Genomic DNA, 15,749 nt, shown 5'->3' with positions numbered 1-15,749 from the left:
TCATGCGCTACATGATGACCTACGATCTGATGGAAACGATGCGCAACACCAATCAGTGGATGGGTGCTACGGCAAGTGCCATGGCTTCTTATCCGCTGTTTTCGATGGTGCCCAACCCTGCGTTCAGCATGATGGCCGCCTGGGGCGAGGTGACTGAGCGGACGTTCCAGCGCATGGTTGTAAAACCCGACTGGGGAATCCGTACATTCACTTGCGAAGACGGCAAGGATCATCTGGTCGATATTGTCCCGGTGATCGAACGCCCTTTTGGTGATTTGATACATATTCGTGTCAATGGCCGCGCCGAACAGCCCCGCAAGGTGCTGCTGGTCGCCCCGATGTCTGGACATTACGCCACTTTGCTTCGGTCCACCGTAAAAAGCCTCTTGGTGAATTGCGAAGTTTATATCACTGACTGGCATAATGCGCGCGATATCCCCGTGTCCGAAGGTAAGTTTGATGTAGAGGATTATACACTTTACCTTGTCGATTTCATGAAAGAATTGGGACCGGACACCCATGTTGTAGCCGTCTGCCAACCGGCGCCGCTGACTCTGGCCGCCACAGCCTATCTGGCCGAGGTCGAACCCAAAGCCCAACCCAGCACGCTGACATTGATCGGCGGACCTGTTGACCCGGATGCCACACCTACCGACGTGACCGATTTTGGCCGTCGCGTGACAATGGGGCAGCTGGAAGAAACCATGATTCAGCGCGTCGGCTTCAAGTATAAGGGCGTCGGGCGCATGGTGTATCCCGGCCTGCTGCAGTTGGCCTCGTTCATGTCGATGAATTCGGACCGGCATTCTCAGGCGTTTTCCGAGCAGATCCAGAGGGTTATGCGGGACGAGGCTTCGGATCACGATGCCCATAACAGATTCTATGATGAATATCTCGCCGTCATGGACATGACCGCCGAGTTCTACCTTTCGACCGTCGAACGCGTCTTCAAAAACCGCGAAATCGCGCGCAACGAGTTTGTTGTTGCGGGGCACAAGGTGGATATCGGCAAAATTACAAACGTTGCAGTCAAAACAGTCGAAGGTGCGAATGACGACATCTCGGCCCCTGGCCAGTGCATTGCTGCGCTCGAGCTGTGTACAGGGCTGCCGGACTCGAAAAAAGCCAGCCATGTCGAACCTGGCGCAGGTCACTATGGCATCTTCGCCGGCCGTAGCTGGCGCGACAATATCCGCCCATTGGTGATCGAATTTATGAACGCCAACGCCCGCAAACCCTCGCGCAAAGCGGCCAACCGCAACAAAGTGGCCTAACGCCGATGGGAAAGAAAGTCGCCAAACAGACGGCTTTCGCCTGCAACTGTGGAAAACTCTTTGGCAGCATTACAGCCAGAGGCGTTCAGTACGGAACGCATGTAGTCTGCTTTTGCCGTGATTGCCGGGCCGCGCAGATATATTTCGGGCAACCGGACCCTGCGCCGGAACCGGTGGACATTTTCCAAATGGCCCCTGAAGAAATAAGGATCGACGGCGGCATCGAACACCTGGCCGCGATGCGCCTTGGCCCCAAGGGGATGCTGCGCTGGTATGCCAGCTGCTGCAATGCGCCGCTGGCGACGACATCAAATACTCCAAAATTTCCGTTTGCGGGCTTTGATGTGAAACGAGTTTCCGATCCGGACTGTTTAGGGCCGGTTACGACCCAAGGGTTCATTCCGCAGGCCGATGGAAAACACAAACACAAGCGACTGGGTTACGCTGTCGCCGGGACTGTCACGCGGGTACTAAAATCCCGGCTTTCTGGCAGCTGGAGGGACACCCCGTTCTTTGATCAGCATACGGGCCAGACGATCTCAACCCCGGTCATTCTCAGCAAAGAACAGCGTAAAGCGCTCTACGCGTAATCCAGCGCAGGCTTCACGCTGAGCCAGGTCTTCAGCGCCTCGGTGACATTTTCAGGCGATTCCAACGTAGGCAAATGTCCTGCATCCTTGATGACGTGCAGTTCTGCATTTGGGATCAGGTCCGCCATGAACGCATGCCTTCGCACCGGAACAACCGTGTCATGCGCCCCACATAGCACCAAAGTCGGGGCCGTGATCCGGCGTAGGTTGCCCTGCTGATCCGGGCGACGCTGCAGCGCGCGAATCTGACGCTCGAACACCTGCGGGCCCAAATCCAACGCCATCGAGATGACATCAGCAAGAATGGGAATACGTCGAGGCCCCGGGGCCAGCGAATCCGATCCAATCAGCCGACGCATCACTTCCTCTAACCGACCCATCTTGGCGGCGACCAACAGCTCCTCCCGCGCGGCTGCGGTCTGGGGCGATTCCGAATGCGCATCCGAAGCCATCAGACACAAGCGCGACACCCTCTCGGGTGCATATCGGACAATTTCCAAAGCGACTACGGCGCCCAGGCTTAGGCCCGCCAATGCAAAGCGTTGTGGCAACTGAACCAATAGGCCCCGCGCGATCTCTTCAATCCGTTCAGCAGTCGAAACCGAAGCGACCGTCACGGCGCGATCACGTGACAGGGCGCGCATCTGATGCTCAAATACCCGCGCATCACACATCAAACCGGGCAAAAGAACCAACGGCTCGATCAAACAACGCCTCCTTTGGAAAAGTCACTCAAATCGTCGTCATTAGTTTCAGGATGAGAGGTTTTGTATGGTTCGGCAAGTTAAAGTTCAGGGATAGCGGATACCGCGAAAAGCGGGGAAGTCCGCATATCGTCTTTGCCGCTCAAGTTCACCCTCGCCAGGCGTGCCTCCTGGGCGCAGAAGGCAGCCCCGCGGCGCGATATAGCTGTCGATGCGCTTATGAGGCACAGGCCTCCAGACCAGATTGAAAGCACAGAGTTTTGGAAAGAACCAGATTTCGGAATATTCCAGATGGTCGTGCATCCACCACGCCAAATCCCGCCAATCCCGCCCCGCCTCATATTGATCAGCAAACCATGGGATCACGATCGATGCCCCGGCAATCCGATCATCACCCACAGCGCGATCCCAGATGTGACATTCAAGCGGGTTATCATTTCGCGCGCAATTCAGCCGGTTTTCATTGCCGAAACGGTTCAATGATGCCGAGCGATAGCCGGATCGTACGGCAATCCGGCCAAAGGTCTCCTCAAGCGGGTCCAGCAGGGTTTCGCAAAGCGCCTTTCCGGTTTCGATGGCAAGGTCGGGATCGTCTGGAAAATTCTGCTTATCGTGAAAATTGCCTATTTCCGAATACAGAAAATCGCGCATGAAAAAATGACGGGACAAACGCACACGACCGAGGGTTTCAAGGCTCCACATACTGCCTGGTCTGCGCATTGTTTCTTCCTCACTCGATCCCCAAGGTTTTCAGCCATCTCAGGATACCAGCCACCACATCGTTGGTCTGCCCCGGAGACATCAACCGCCCGGCGATCACATGGGAATTAGGATCGTCCCCGGGCCCCATTGTTACCAGCTCAACCGACGCAGGGGCGCCCCATGCTTTGGCAATCTCGTGGGTCAGGTCGGCACGCACGACCTGATCTTCATTCGAGAACCAGAACAACGCGGGAACCTTTGCGTCTGAAAAATCCAGCGCATAGACCACATCCACCAGCACTGTCATCGGCACCACAGCCTGCCAAGGGTAGACCGCCGACCAGAATTTGTTCATTTCCGGGTTCACCCCTGCGACGCCCCGGGTTTCACCCATAATCAGGGGCAACCAAATGCGCGCCCAAGGCAATCTGGGTATCCATGCTCCGGCCGCTTTAACGCCGAAATTCGGAGAAACAAATACGATCCCTGCAACGTTTTGGCTCAGCTCTTCATTCAGTGCGGCCGCCGCTGCCAACGTGCCGCCGGTTGATGTCGAAATCACCACGACCTGATCCCCAACCGCCCGTGCGGCAGCCAGCCCTTCGGCAAGATCCTGCATCCAACCCGAGGCCGTCGCCTCACCCATTGCATCCCCCCCGCGACCATGACCCTGCAACCGCGTGTAGACCAGATTGGCGCCCAACGTTTCGGCGAGCAGATCGGGAACCGGTCGGATCTCTTCGGATGATGCAGAAAACCCGTGCAGATACAGAATCGAAACAGGTGTTCGCTGCTCTTTATAGCCCTCTTGCCAAAAAACTCGCTTTTCAACCCCCGGAATGATGTCGGCGAATGCAGATTCCACACTTTCGAAATAGACCTGCACCCCTTCACCGAATTTGCGCGCGTCAAATGTTGGGGCCAGATCAACCTTCTCACGCGGGCCAAACCAATAGATCAGGCCAAACGCAACGATCAATGTCAGAAAAACGCGACCCAATATCCGCATTATTGGGCTGCCATCACATCGAGAACGGCTTGTTCGATCAACCCCAGGCATGGGCCATCCGAAAAGCGATGATCGGCGTGCTTGATCAATGACAGGCGCATATCGGGCCCGAACGCATGTTCAATCAGGCGCACAGCTGTTCCGGTTGAAACCGCTGTGTCTTCGGTACCTTGCAAAAACCGCACGGGAAAAGGCATATGCAGAGGCTTGCGCAGGACCAAATGTTGGCGACCATCTTCAATCATCCGTTTGGTCACGATGTAAGGCTCCATATAGTCCGAAGGCAGCTCGACATGGCCAACAGTTTCCAGTGCCTGTTTCTGGTTTTCCGAGAATGAAGCCCAATACCCGTCCTCGGTAAAATCCGGCGCAGCAGCGATGGTCACCATTCCCTGAATCCGATCTGGCAGCGCTTTGGCCAACAGCAGCGCCTGCCACCCCCCCATGGACGAGCCGACAACAATCAGCGGCCCATCCGTCAATTCCGTGATCGCGGCCAGCGTATCCTCATGCCAGTCACCAATGCATCCTTCTTCGAACGTGCCCCCGCTTTCACCGTGACCTGAATAGTCGAACCGCAGAAATGAATGGCCACGCCCCTTCGCCCAGGCCTCCAAATGCACCGCCTTGGTGCCTTCCATATCGGATTTGAGCCCGCCCAGAAACACGATGGTCGGCCCGATGCCCTCGCTTTTATGATAGGCCAGCCGCCGTCCCTGCGCCGTTTCCAGAAAATTCGTCGCTGCCATGACACCCTCTTTTCTTTTTCCGATATCATGCACGCCCCACCCCCAAGTGCAATTCCCAGATCCCCCTTCATCTGGCCAAAAATACCTCGGGGAGCGCGAAGGGCTGGCCCCTCGCGCCGGCCCTTGACAGGTCCACCCCCACCTGACAAATGAAGCGAACACAACATAACCCGCAACCGGGCGTTCAGTGGGCGCCAAACCGACGAGGAGAGCCAGCCATGGCCTTGGACGCACAGTCAATCTCTCTCACTTTTCCTGACGGCAATGCACGATCCTATGACGTGGGTGTAACCCCTGCGCAGGTGGCCGCCGACATCTCGACCTCACTGGCCAAAAAGGCCATCTCAGCCACGGTGAATGGCCAGCATTGGGATCTGCAATGGCCCATTGAATCTGATGCCGAAATCGCCCTGCACACCATGAAAGATGAAGATCAGGCAAACGAACTGATCCGCCACGACCTGGCTCATATCATGGCCCGCGCCGTGCAGGAGATCTGGCCCGATACCAAAGTCACCATCGGCCCCGTCATCGAAAACGGCTGGTACTACGATTTCGACCGGGCCGAGCCATTTACGCCCGAAGACCTCGGCGCGATTGAGAAAAAGATGAAGGAAATCATCAACAAACGCGACACCGTGACCACCGAGGTCTGGGACCGTCAGCGCGCGATTGATTTCTACACCGAAAACAACGAGCCCTATAAGGTCGAACTGATCGACGCCATACCGGGCGACGAGCCATTGCGCATGTACTGGCATGGCGACTGGCAGGACCTGTGCCGTGGCCCGCATCTTCAGCATACCGGCCAGGTTCCGGGCGATGCGTTCAAGCTGATGTCCATCGCCGGCGCCTATTGGCGCGGTGACAGCGACCGTGCGATGCTGCAACGCATCTATGGCGTGGCTTTTACCGGCAAGGAAAAGCTGAAAGCGCACCTGCACATGCTGGAAGAGGCTGCCAAGCGTGACCACCGCAAGCTGGGCCGCGAAATGAACCTGTTCCACATGCAGGAAGAGGCTCCGGGCCAGATCTTCTGGCATGCGAATGGCTGGAAGATCTATACCACCCTGCAGGACTATATGCGCCGCATGCAGGAACGTGACGGCTATGTCGAAGTCAACACACCGCAGGTTGTTGACCGCAAATTGTGGGAAGCCTCGGGCCACTGGGACAAGTATCAGGAAAACATGTTCATCGTCGAAGTCGACGAGGAACATGCCCGTGAAAAGGCCGTGAACGCCCTGAAGCCGATGAATTGTCCCTGCCACGTGCAGGTGTTCAATCAGGGTCTGAAATCCTATCGCGATCTGCCTCTGCGCATGGCCGAGTTCGGGTCTTGCGCGCGGTACGAACCCTCTGGCGCGCTGCATGGTATCATGCGGGTGCGCGGCTTTACCCAGGACGATGGGCATATTTTCTGCGCCGAAGATCAGATCGAATCTGAAACCGCAAAATTCATCGCGTTTCTGTCGAAGGTCTATGCCGATCTCGGTTTCCATGATTGGACCATCAAGCTCTCGACGCGCCCGGAAAAACGCATCGGGTCGGATGAAAGCTGGGATCTGGTCGAAAAAGCCCTGGGTGACGCCTGCAAGGCCGCAGGATACGACTATGAGCTTCTCGAAGGCGAAGGCGCCTTCTACGGACCCAAGCTTGAATTCACCCTGACCGACGCGATCGGCCGTACTTGGCAATGCGGCACCCTTCAGGTGGACCCCAACCTGCCCGAGCGGCTGGACGCCAATTTCATTGGCGCGGACGGATCGAAGCACCGCCCCTTCATGCTGCATCGTGCAACGCTGGGTTCGTTCGAACGGTTCATCGGCATCCTGATCGAAGAACACGCGGGCAAATTGCCCTTCTGGCTGGCCCCGCGTCAGGTCGTGGTCGCTTCGATCACCTCCGAGGCTGACGGTTACGTGCAGGAAGTGGTTGAGACACTCAAGGCCGCAGGTGTCCGAGCCGAGGCGGATATCCGCAACGAAAAGATCAACTATAAGGTTCGTGAACACTCGGTCGGCAAAGTTCCGGTCATTCTGGCCGTCGGTCACCGTGAAGTTGAGGACCGCACAGTCAGTGTCCGTCGTCTTGGTGAGAAACAGACACAAGTGCAGCCGCTTGAAGCTGTAACAAATGAACTGTCGCGGGCCGCTACGCCGCCCGACCTGCTGTAACAATCAGCGGCAAATTGCACAAAATCCGGCCCCCTCTGAGGGGCCGGATTGAAACATTTGCGTTTTATCTCTTCTAAAACAAACTATTAGTTTGCAAGATGTCATGACAGTCATTGACGGGCTCGTGAGACACAGGCTCGTGAATTCAACTGTGACCTGCAACCCATTACCTTTGTCATTGTCGAACACAGACATACGCAGTCATCAAAAGGATAACCGAGATGTCGAACACCGCTAAATCCCTTGTCATCGCTAGCGCCGTAGCCGCAGCCGTTTCAGGCATGGCCACAACTGCATCCGCACAAGCCAAAGAAAAGTGCTATGGCGTTTCTCTGGCCGGTCAGAACGATTGTGCCGCCGGTCCTGGCACCACGTGCGCGGGCACCTCGACTGTTGATTATCAGGGCAATGCCTGGACGCTGGTAGATGCCGGCACCTGCGCCGATATCGACCTGCCTCAGTCAGCTGACGGCGGTGCCCGCAAGGGATCGCTCGAGCCGCTGGAGCGCGACCTGCCGGCATAAGCCTGAGTTTTTGCCAAATCTGAGGGGCGGGCAAGTATCGCCCGCCTCTTTTTTCAAGACCGCGAGGTTACCAGATGCTGGACAGCACAATCCGATCGAACAGGCTGCCTGCGGCACCAGGCGTCGGCTATAAGCCTCAGCATTTCCAGCAGATTCTGGATCACCCGCAACCGGTCGCATGGCTAGAAATCCACGCCGAGAATTACATGGGCGATGGTGGCCGCCCGCTGGCACAGCTGCGGCACTTGTCGGAACACTTCCCGATTTCCGTCCACGGCGTTGGCCTGTCCATCGGCAGTGAAGGCCCGCTGGATACCGACCACCTGGCCCGTTTGAAACACCTCGTCGGCTGGCTCAACCCCGCCAGCTTTTCCGAACATCTGGCCTGGTCGACACATGACAGTCACTTCCTGAATGATCTGTTGCCCCTGCCCTATACCGACGCAACCCTTGCACGGATTTGCGATCATATCGACCAAGTTCAGAATGTCGTTGGGCGACAGATGCTACTTGAAAACCCGTCAAGCTATCTAGCATTTGATGAAAGCACGTGGTCCGAACCCGACTTCCTGCGCGAAATTTCGGGCCGCACCGGATGCGGGCTCTTGCTGGATGTGAATAACGTTTTCGTATCGGCGACAAATCTCGACTTCTCACCGCAGAGCTATATCGACGCCTATCCGCTGGACAAGGTCGGTGAGATCCACCTTGGCGGGCATGATGAGGATGAAGACGACCACGGGCTTCCCTTGCTGATCGATAGCCACGGGCGAGAAGTGGTTGATCCGGTTTGGGCGCTTCTGAACTATGTGCTTGAACAATCGGGACCAAAACCTGTTCTTGTGGAATGGGATACAGACGTCCCTGATTGGCCTGTCTTGCGTGCCGAAGCAGATCGCGCACAAGCGGCTCTGGACCGCATCCCGGCATGAGCGTATCGCAGTCAGCTTTTCATCTGGCTTTGCTGGATCCGGTCACGTCAGTGCCCGGGGGGCTTGTGGACGCGTTGGATCAGCCGGCGGGACGGCGTTTCAGTGTTTATCGCAACAATGTTGCCGTTTCGCTGACCGAAGCCATGCATCAGGCCTTCCCGGTGATCGCCAAGTTGCTGGGTTCGCAAAACATGGACGGGTTGGCCGGGCTTTTTCTGCGCAGCCACCCACCAACCTCGCCGTTGATGATGTTCTATGGCGAAGCGTTTCCGGATTTCCTGGCCGAGATGGATCAACTGTCGCATATCGGGTACCTGCCCGATGTGGCGCGACTGGAACTGGCCCTTCGCCGATCTTACCACGCGGCGGACAGCGTGCCAGCGTCGGACGACGCGTTAGCCGTGCCACCCGAAGATCTGTTCCGGGCCCGATTGGAATTCGCACCTTCGATGCAGATCTTGCGCTCGGATTGGCCAGTCATTTCCATATGGCGGTTCAATACGGAAGACGGCGTACCGAAACCCCAAGCTGGTGCTGAAGATACCCTGATCACGCGCCGCGAATATGATCCTGTTCCTCAGGCCCTGCCGCAAGGCGGGGCGGGTTGGATCGCCGCGATGAAGGCCGGAAACACAATCGGACAGGCATTTGAAAACACTACCGAAACCACCCCGGATTTTGATCTTGGGGCCACTCTGGCGCTGCTGTTACAGGGCGGCGCTATCACTTCTGTGACTATTGAAAGGCTGGCAACATGACTGCCCTGATCTCTCTTCATAACAACGTCCTGGGACGGATCGACAGCTCGGCCAACTGGCTGACACCAACCCTGGCGCGTCTTGTCTTTGTTGCCGTGTTGCTTGTCTACTACTGGAACTCAGCCACCCTGAAAATCGACGGATCGATTTTCTCTCCGTCAGCGGGGGCGTTTGGGCAGATTTTCCCCAAAGCGGCAGAGGCCGTACTTTATGACGTAACCCAGATGACTTTTTTCCAACGCGTCGTAATCTTTCTGGGAACAGCCGCCGAATTTGTCCTGCCAGCCTTGTTGCTGATCGGCCTGCTGACCCGGGTGGCAGCCCTTGGGATGATTGGGTTTGTTTGGGTCCAGACCATTGTCGACGTGACCGGTCATGGCGTCAAACTGGGAGGCCTGTTCGACAACGCACTTACTTTGATGGATCAGCGCGTGATGTGGACTTTCCTGTTTCTGGTCATCGCGATAAACGGCGCAGGCCCGATCTCGATCGATCGCATCCTGCGCCTGAAGTAACTCAGAAATGTGCCTTGGGCTCGTCCGGTTTACCCGCGGCCAGCCCAAGGAGACCCGCCACGGCGGCAAAGGCGACCGGGAACATGGTGAACACATTGAACCCGAACGCATAATACATCCCAGCCGCAGAAATCAGCAGCAACACGCCACCAATCAGAGCGCGGGCATGTGCCATCGCCCCGCCCGCAATAGCCAATAAAGGCGCAAGGATCGCCGCGGTTCGGATCAACTGCGCATTGTCCACCTGCTCGGCAATCCCGTCGATTTCGCCAAACCTGTCGATCAACTCGACATATCCATAGCCAACAAACCCGACCAACATGCCGATCAGACCGGCAACTACCCCTAAAATCATCGCTGCGTTACGCATTTAGAACCCTCTAGCTTGCGACCAACCACATAAGTACCCACTCAGCCAACGCCAAGGGCTGCCTGCGTTTCAGCCGTCCAGCCCAGATAAAGTGCACCGTCTTTCTCAACAAGCGGTCGCTTCATTAAGGTTGGGTGTTCCTGCAAGAGTTCCAGCGGCTCTTTTTTGCGCTGCTCTGCATCCAACCCGCGCCACGTTGTCGACCTGGTATTGAGCAAAGCCTCGCCGAAACGTTTTAGGGCCTGCGCCAGTACCGCATCCGGCACACCTTGCGCGCGAACATCGATGAAATCCGAACCCTCAAGCAATTTCAGAGCCTTACGGCAAGTATCGCAAGTCTTCAATCCATATACGCGCATTTTCGGGCTGCTCCTGTTTCGATCTTGATAATGGGCAAATTCGCCAGTGTATTCCGGTATTTCTTGATTTTTTACTTCACCGTGCAATGTTGAAAAAGACGAAACACGTAATTCGGGCCGTGTCGTGTGGACGAGACGGTGATGTGTTGCGGTTACGTCAATCGCTACCCCCACCAATTTTGTGGGACAACGTGCAAGTAGAAGGAGACACGGGAAATGCCAACTGGCACCGTGAAATGGTTCAATACCACCAAAGGCTATGGGTTTATTGCCCCTGATGAAGGCGGCAAGGACGTATTTGTTCACATCTCGGCCGTTGAAAGATCTGGTCTTACCGGACTCGCTGACAATCAGAAGGTCGCTTACGAACTGGAAGACGGACGTGACGGCCGACAAATGGCTTCAGATTTGAAGCCACTGTAAAATCCCGTTACTGCGGGTACGAAAATCAGGACAACGGCCAATTTCAGGCCGTTGGCCATCGAAAGTGATGTGCCTATTCTCGCTCCCTGCTGCTTTCGGGGCGCGTGGTTCAATTTTTCCACATGGCACGATTCAGGACGTACTGGTCGCACAGGTGACCACCATCGTCCAGTTGCCGGATTATTTAGTCCACACTTCCATCAGTTGTTCAGGATCGCACATCCCGGCTCTTGCCCGCTCAGAGGTGAACTGGAGCGCAAATTTTTGGTGCAACTTAGCCGTGGGTTCGCAAATCACCATCGACGATGGGGGGACTCGGCCTGTGCCACGCAAGGCAGGAACAGGGTCAGACAACCGGTTTTGATCAAAACTGAAAGTGTCATGAAACGATCGCAACCATTTCATGACGCCCCGTATAGACAGACCGCAAGCGCACTCAACTTTCCTTGATGATCGCCTCGAACTCACGCCATTCCCGCCCGGTCATGCCCGAGTTTTCCTGCGTTACCGTCTCTCCAGCCAACATCCGACGCAGGCTGTCGACCATCTGCGCGGAAAGATTGACCGCACCCAGGCGGTAATCTTCAAACGCCTTATAGGCGGCCGGCACCCAATCAGCGACGATCTTGCACATGGCATCGGCGTAAACACGAATTTCGTATTGGGCATGAGGATCCGCGCGCAGACGCAGGAAGTGGAACAGGTTGTGCAGGTCAACCTTCCAGTACCATTGCGTGTAGATATTCGCCGGAAGGTTCATCCGCGCCAGTTCACGCGCAAGCCCTTGCTGCCCGTCCTGACCCATCATCGCCTCGTAATTGTCATAACAACGCGCGCTGTCAGCTTTCAATATCTCAAGGACGCGCGCGGCTTCTTCGCCCTGCAACGTATCGCCGCGACCCTGATTGTTGATCTCGGACTGCGCGGACACGTGCTCGGGTGCCGGGATATAGAATTCACGGTCCAAAATCGAATAGCGCGCCGAATATTCATTCACATTCGCCGTCCGGTGCCGAATCCACTGTCGCGCGACAAAAACCGGTAACTTGACGTGCAACTTTATCTCGCACATCTCAAACGGGGTCGAGTGCCAGTGCCGCATCAGATAGCGGATCAACCCTTCGTCATTTTGCACTGATTTGGTGCCCTTGCCATAGGACACGCGTGCGGCCTGACAAATCGCTGCGTCATCACCCATATAGTCGATCACGCGCACAAAACCGTGGTCCAGAACCTGATGCGCCGTGTACAGGTGTTCCTCCATCCCCGCAGCTACAACACGGCGTGTTGGATGCGATTGCGCCCGTTGCGCTTCGATCTCGGCCAGTTGGTCAGAGGACAGCGGCATGAAATTTCCTTTCCAGCAATGAGTCGCCTGCCACTATATATCGCCAATCAAAAGACAGGAACCGCGATATGTGCGCCCACATTTGCATTTTCAGAATTGTGTCCGTGCGGCCTCTCGACACGTGATGTACGCGCGCTAAGGTGCAGGGCATCACCGGAACAGAAAGGAACCCGCAATGGGGCTCACTTACCTCCACACCATGGTTCGCGTGAAGGACCTGGACAAATCCATGGCGTTTTACAAGTTGCTGGGCCTTAAGGAAACGCGCCGTTATGACAGCGAACATGGGCGGTTTTCCCTGATCTTCATGGCTCCTGCTGGGCAAGAGGATCGACCAATCGAGTTGACCTATAACTGGGATGGGGATGACGATCTGCCCAACGACAGCCGCCATTTCGGCCATCTCGCCTATGGAGTCGACAATATTTATGAAACCTGCCAGCACCTGCAGGACAATGGAGTCGTGATCAACCGGCCACCGCGCGACGGCCGAATGGCGTTTGTCAGGTCACCCGACAATATCTCGGTAGAGTTGCTACAAAACGGTGATGCGCTGGAACCGGCCGAACCCTGGGCCAGCATGGAAAGCACCGGGCACTGGTGATCCGCTGGTTGATCACACTGGGCCTAGCCTTTTTAGCCAGCCCTCTGCGGGCCGAGCCCTGTCGCCTTGCGCTTGCGCTGGCAATGGACATTTCAACATCGGTAAGCGCAGAAGAGGACGCGCTGCAAAGGCAGGGCCTTGCCGCAGCGTTGGTTGCCCCCGAGGTGACCGAGGCCTTCTTTTCCTCGCCGATGCCGGTCGCGCTGGCTGTTTATGAATGGAGCGGCCGGGACGTTCAGCATATCATACTGGGCTGGACGATGATCAACACGCAGACCGATTTGCTGGTGGCAGCGACCACGATACAGCAATCGGTCCGATCAGACAGCGACTCGGCCACGGCGATGGGGTATGCGCTGGCCTTTGGGGCGACGCTGATGCAGCAGGCCCCGACATGTCTTTTTCAAACCATTGATCTGTCAGGTGACGGTTCGAACAACGATGGATATGGCCCGGATTCCGCCTATCGGCATTTTCCCTTTGAGAATACGATTGTGAATGGCCTGGTCATTAATGCCGCCGACTTCGAAGGCGAGCTGTATCTGATTCCCTTTTTTGAAAACAATGTCCTGTACGGCCCCGGCGCGTTCCTGGAAATCGCCGACGGGTTCCAGGATTTCGAACGCGCCATGCGGCGCAAACTTGAACGCGAACTAAAAGGTATGCAGATCGGCGCATTGTCGGGCCCCGGCCAGCGATGATACGTGCGCTTGCAACGATAGTCAGCATATTGGCCACCTCTGCGGCATCAGAATGCCGCCATGCTTTGGCTTTGGGCCTGGATGTGTCAGGATCAGTCGACAGCTCGGAATACCGGTTGCAGCTTGGCGGCTTGGCAGGTGCTTTGCGCCGGCCCGTGATTAAGCAACTCTTTCTTTCAAACACAGCAAACCCGGTACAAATCGCGATTTTTGAGTGGAGCGAACCCGGCCACCAACGCCTGTTATTGGGCTGGACCGCAGTACAATCGGACCTCGATCTGGAGCGCATTGCCACCCTGCTCGACCATGTGAAACGCAGCGGCGCTCCGCAAGGAACCGCCGTCGGGTCCGCCATGCTGTTCGGTGCCGAACTTTTGGGCCAGAAACCCGATTGCTGGAAGCGGACATTGGATCTGTCGGGGGACGGAAAGCACAATATCGGCCTGCACCCAAGAAATGCGAAACAGACGCTCTCTGACGACGGTATCACGATCAATGGACTGGTCATCGGTGCCGACGACCCTGACATCGGTAGCACCCGCTATGTTCAGGTCGGAGAGCTGCTGGCCTATTTCAAAGCATGGGTCATCCTTGGCCCCGGCGCCTTTGTTGAGGTTGCCCTGGGCTTTGACGATTACGAAGAAGCAATGACCCGTAAACTGATCCGCGAACTTGAAGGCCTGACCCTATCGGATACGGGACAGAGGCCGACCAAGCATCAGTAGATATAGCGGATCTGGTCCGTCCAATACCGTTCTACCCGCCGCAATGCTCCGGTAATGTCTTCGATCCCTTCCTGTCCAAGCACGCCGCGCGATTGTAGACCTTCGGCATGTCTCGAAAACAGCTCGGAGACGATATCGCGGATTTCCCGGCCCTGTGGCGTCAACCGGACACGCACCGAACGGCGGTCTATTTCGCAACGCTGGTGGTGCATATACCCCATCTCGACCAATTTTTTGAGGTTGTAGCTGACATTGCTGCCTTGATAGTAGCCGCGGCTTTTCAATTCACCAGCGGTAACCTCATGATCTCCGATATTGAACAAAAGCAACGCTTGAACCGCGTTGATCTCAAGAACACCGACCCGTTCAAACTCATCTTTGATAACGTCCAACAACAAACGATGAAGCCGCTCAACTAGAGCAAGTGCCTCAAGATAGCTGGTCATGAAGCCTTTGACCCCCGGCGCGGAGACCTGCATTTCCAAACTCATACGATCCTCCGATTCATTCGCGCAGTTTCAGGCAGAATGAAGCGAAAAGCCGAAAAATCAGTTAAGCCGGATAATCTTTATTTTTGAAAGGTTTGTGCGATTTCGGAAACAAGGTCCGAGAATTGGGCAGGTGGCAGGACCTGACCGGTGACCCATTGATACAGGTCCTGATCATTCTCGTGCAACAGGGCGTCGTAAACATCCAGCCCTGTTGCATCCATGGAGTCCAGATTGCGGTCTGCATAGGCAGCCAGAATCAGATCCATCTCTTTGATGCCGCGTCGCATGGAACGCATTTTCATCCGTTTGATCCTGACATTGCGCGGTTCGACCACTATTCCGCCTCCAGCATCATGCGCACACGTTTCTCCAGTCTTGCAGCCCGCTCGGCGCTGGCGCGCATCTCGCCTCGGATTGAACGAAGCTCGGATACGATTCCGGCAAGGTCAGGTGCGTTTTCTCCAGCCTCGACAGGGGCGTCCATCCCGTCACCCTCGCCGGTGAGAAGCCACATGATCGAAACGTTGATCATGCCTGCCATCATCGACAGTCGGTTGGCCCGGGGCTCAGACAGATCATTTTCCCAGGCGGCAATCGTAGACTTCTTGACACCCAGCCTGCGGGCCAGATGTGCCTGCGTCATCCCCGCTGCTTCACGCGCCCCTGCCAGCCGGTCTCCGAATGTCGCCGCGTCGGGTCCGTACCAGTCATTTTCGTCGTTCATCGGGGTCTCCAAATCTCTTGTTTTATATCGCTTGATCGTCGTTCAGGCGCACCCTATGACAGTCAGGCTA

The 15,749-nt window shown here is 56.2% G+C and carries 21 protein-coding genes; 11 read left to right on the top strand and 10 right to left on the bottom strand.

The features are described 5' to 3' along the window. Nucleotides 1–2: 2 nt before the first annotated feature. Together phaZ and AC2FFF_RS03310 are read left to right on the top strand one after the other, a co-directional pair. On the top strand, nt 3–1,274 hold the full coding sequence (gene phaZ / locus AC2FFF_RS03315; protein WP_271947865.1) for a polyhydroxyalkanoate depolymerase: 1,272 nt from the start codon (nt 3–5) through the stop codon (nt 1,272–1,274). Nucleotides 1,275–1,279: 5 nt separating this feature from the next. Beyond that, nucleotides 1,280–1,864 (top strand): DUF6151 family protein, encoded by a 585-nt coding sequence (locus AC2FFF_RS03310; RefSeq protein WP_281971872.1) that lies wholly within the window; start codon nt 1,280–1,282, stop codon nt 1,862–1,864. Here the strand turns inward: AC2FFF_RS03310 and AC2FFF_RS03305 are convergent. The 4 genes from AC2FFF_RS03305 to AC2FFF_RS03290 form a co-directional block, all read right to left on the bottom strand. Further along, the gene (locus AC2FFF_RS03305; RefSeq protein WP_142632994.1) at nt 1,855–2,571 is read right to left on the bottom strand and encodes an alpha/beta fold hydrolase; all 717 of its coding nucleotides are present in this window, start codon (nt 2,569–2,571) and stop codon (nt 1,855–1,857) included. The two genes, AC2FFF_RS03310 and AC2FFF_RS03305, sit on opposite strands and share 10 nt — an antisense overlap. 84 nt (nt 2,572–2,655) lie before the next feature. Beyond that, nucleotides 2,656–3,270 carry a hypothetical protein gene (locus AC2FFF_RS03300; protein ID WP_281972389.1) on the bottom strand — a complete coding sequence of 205 codons (615 nt, stop codon included), beginning with the start codon at nt 3,268–3,270 and terminating at the stop codon, nt 2,656–2,658. Nucleotides 3,271–3,298: 28 nt separating this feature from the next. Further along, complete coding sequence (locus AC2FFF_RS03295; protein ID WP_281971871.1) at nt 3,299–4,279, bottom strand: alpha/beta hydrolase; 981 nt, start codon at nt 4,277–4,279, stop codon at nt 3,299–3,301. Further along, entirely contained in the window at nt 4,279–5,028 is a 750-nt protein-coding gene (locus AC2FFF_RS03290) for an alpha/beta fold hydrolase (protein ID WP_281971870.1), read from the bottom strand. Before AC2FFF_RS03290 ends, AC2FFF_RS03295 begins: the two co-directional genes overlap by 1 nt. Before the next feature lie 218 nt (nt 5,029–5,246). On the opposite strand from AC2FFF_RS03290, the gene thrS reads away from it, so the two are divergent. The 5 genes from thrS (at nt 5,247) to AC2FFF_RS03265 (ending at nt 9,934) form a co-directional block, all read left to right on the top strand. Beyond that, nucleotides 5,247–7,205, top strand: a complete 1,959-nt coding sequence (gene thrS, locus AC2FFF_RS03285; RefSeq protein ID WP_281971869.1) for a threonine--tRNA ligase — start codon at nt 5,247–5,249, stop codon at nt 7,203–7,205. 221 nt (nt 7,206–7,426) lie between these two features. Then, the gene (locus AC2FFF_RS03280; RefSeq protein ID WP_281971868.1) at nt 7,427–7,729 is read left to right on the top strand and encodes a BufA1 family periplasmic bufferin-type metallophore; all 303 of its coding nucleotides are present in this window, start codon (nt 7,427–7,429) and stop codon (nt 7,727–7,729) included. A 74-nt stretch (nt 7,730–7,803) separates the two neighbouring features. Continuing rightward, the gene (gene bufB / locus AC2FFF_RS03275; RefSeq protein ID WP_281971867.1) at nt 7,804–8,661 is read left to right on the top strand and encodes an MNIO family bufferin maturase; all 858 of its coding nucleotides are present in this window, start codon (nt 7,804–7,806) and stop codon (nt 8,659–8,661) included. After that, nucleotides 8,658–9,419 (top strand): HvfC/BufC N-terminal domain-containing protein, encoded by a 762-nt coding sequence (locus tag AC2FFF_RS03270; protein ID WP_281971866.1) that lies wholly within the window; start codon nt 8,658–8,660, stop codon nt 9,417–9,419. Before bufB ends, AC2FFF_RS03270 begins: the two co-directional genes overlap by 4 nt. Beyond that, complete coding sequence (locus AC2FFF_RS03265) at nt 9,416–9,934, top strand: DoxX family membrane protein (protein ID WP_281971865.1); 519 nt, start codon at nt 9,416–9,418, stop codon at nt 9,932–9,934. Before AC2FFF_RS03270 ends, AC2FFF_RS03265 begins: the two co-directional genes overlap by 4 nt. Nucleotide 9,935: 1 nt before the next feature. On the opposite strand, the gene AC2FFF_RS03260 is transcribed toward AC2FFF_RS03265, so the two are convergent. Further along, complete coding sequence (locus AC2FFF_RS03260; RefSeq protein WP_142632981.1) at nt 9,936–10,304, bottom strand: hypothetical protein; 369 nt, start codon at nt 10,302–10,304, stop codon at nt 9,936–9,938. Nucleotides 10,305–10,345: 41 nt separating this feature from the next. Then, nucleotides 10,346–10,663, bottom strand: a complete 318-nt coding sequence (locus tag AC2FFF_RS03255; RefSeq protein WP_281972388.1) for an ArsC/Spx/MgsR family protein — start codon at nt 10,661–10,663, stop codon at nt 10,346–10,348. Nucleotides 10,664–10,879: 216 nt separating this feature from the next. On the opposite strand from AC2FFF_RS03255, the gene AC2FFF_RS03250 reads away from it, so the two are divergent. Further along, nucleotides 10,880–11,086, top strand: coding sequence for a cold-shock protein (locus AC2FFF_RS03250; protein ID WP_142632979.1), 207 nt, complete (start codon nt 10,880–10,882; stop codon nt 11,084–11,086). A gap of 436 nt (nt 11,087–11,522) precedes the next feature. Here the strand turns inward: AC2FFF_RS03250 and thyX are convergent, their stop codons facing one another. Further along, on the bottom strand, nt 11,523–12,434 hold the full coding sequence (gene thyX, locus AC2FFF_RS03245; protein ID WP_281971864.1) for an FAD-dependent thymidylate synthase: 912 nt from the start codon (nt 12,432–12,434) through the stop codon (nt 11,523–11,525). A 175-nt stretch (nt 12,435–12,609) separates the two neighbouring features. Between thyX and AC2FFF_RS03240 the strand changes: the two genes are divergently transcribed. Genes AC2FFF_RS03240 through AC2FFF_RS03230 form a run of 3 tightly spaced genes read left to right on the top strand, consistent with a single transcriptional unit; the run spans nt 12,610 to nt 14,464 of the window. Further along, the gene (locus tag AC2FFF_RS03240) at nt 12,610–13,038 is read left to right on the top strand and encodes a VOC family protein (protein ID WP_281971863.1); all 429 of its coding nucleotides are present in this window, start codon (nt 12,610–12,612) and stop codon (nt 13,036–13,038) included. Further along, nucleotides 13,035–13,739 carry a DUF1194 domain-containing protein gene (locus AC2FFF_RS03235; RefSeq protein WP_271947892.1) on the top strand — a complete coding sequence of 235 codons (705 nt, stop codon included), beginning with the start codon at nt 13,035–13,037 and terminating at the stop codon, nt 13,737–13,739. Before AC2FFF_RS03240 ends, AC2FFF_RS03235 begins: the two co-directional genes overlap by 4 nt. After that, nucleotides 13,736–14,464: a DUF1194 domain-containing protein gene (locus AC2FFF_RS03230; RefSeq protein WP_281971862.1), complete on the top strand. Its 729-nt coding sequence runs from the start codon at nt 13,736–13,738 to the stop codon at nt 14,462–14,464. Before AC2FFF_RS03235 ends, AC2FFF_RS03230 begins: the two co-directional genes overlap by 4 nt. On the opposite strand, the gene AC2FFF_RS03225 is transcribed toward AC2FFF_RS03230, so the two are convergent. From AC2FFF_RS03225 to AC2FFF_RS03215, 3 genes are all read right to left on the bottom strand, one after another. Then, entirely contained in the window at nt 14,458–14,955 is a 498-nt protein-coding gene (locus AC2FFF_RS03225) for a MarR family winged helix-turn-helix transcriptional regulator (protein WP_271947897.1), read from the bottom strand. The two genes, AC2FFF_RS03230 and AC2FFF_RS03225, sit on opposite strands and share 7 nt — an antisense overlap. Before the next feature lie 77 nt (nt 14,956–15,032). Further along, nucleotides 15,033–15,257, bottom strand: a complete 225-nt coding sequence (locus AC2FFF_RS03220; protein ID WP_281971861.1) for a succinate dehydrogenase assembly factor 2 — start codon at nt 15,255–15,257, stop codon at nt 15,033–15,035. Between the two features lie 32 nt (nt 15,258–15,289). After that, the gene (locus AC2FFF_RS03215; protein ID WP_142632968.1) at nt 15,290–15,679 is read right to left on the bottom strand and encodes a helix-turn-helix domain-containing protein; all 390 of its coding nucleotides are present in this window, start codon (nt 15,677–15,679) and stop codon (nt 15,290–15,292) included. Nucleotides 15,680–15,749: the final 70 nt, after the last annotated feature.

The sequence above is a fragment of the Ruegeria sp. YTSA226 genome, from assembly GCF_059609905.1.
This window is presented reverse-complemented; position numbering and strand designations above follow the sequence as displayed.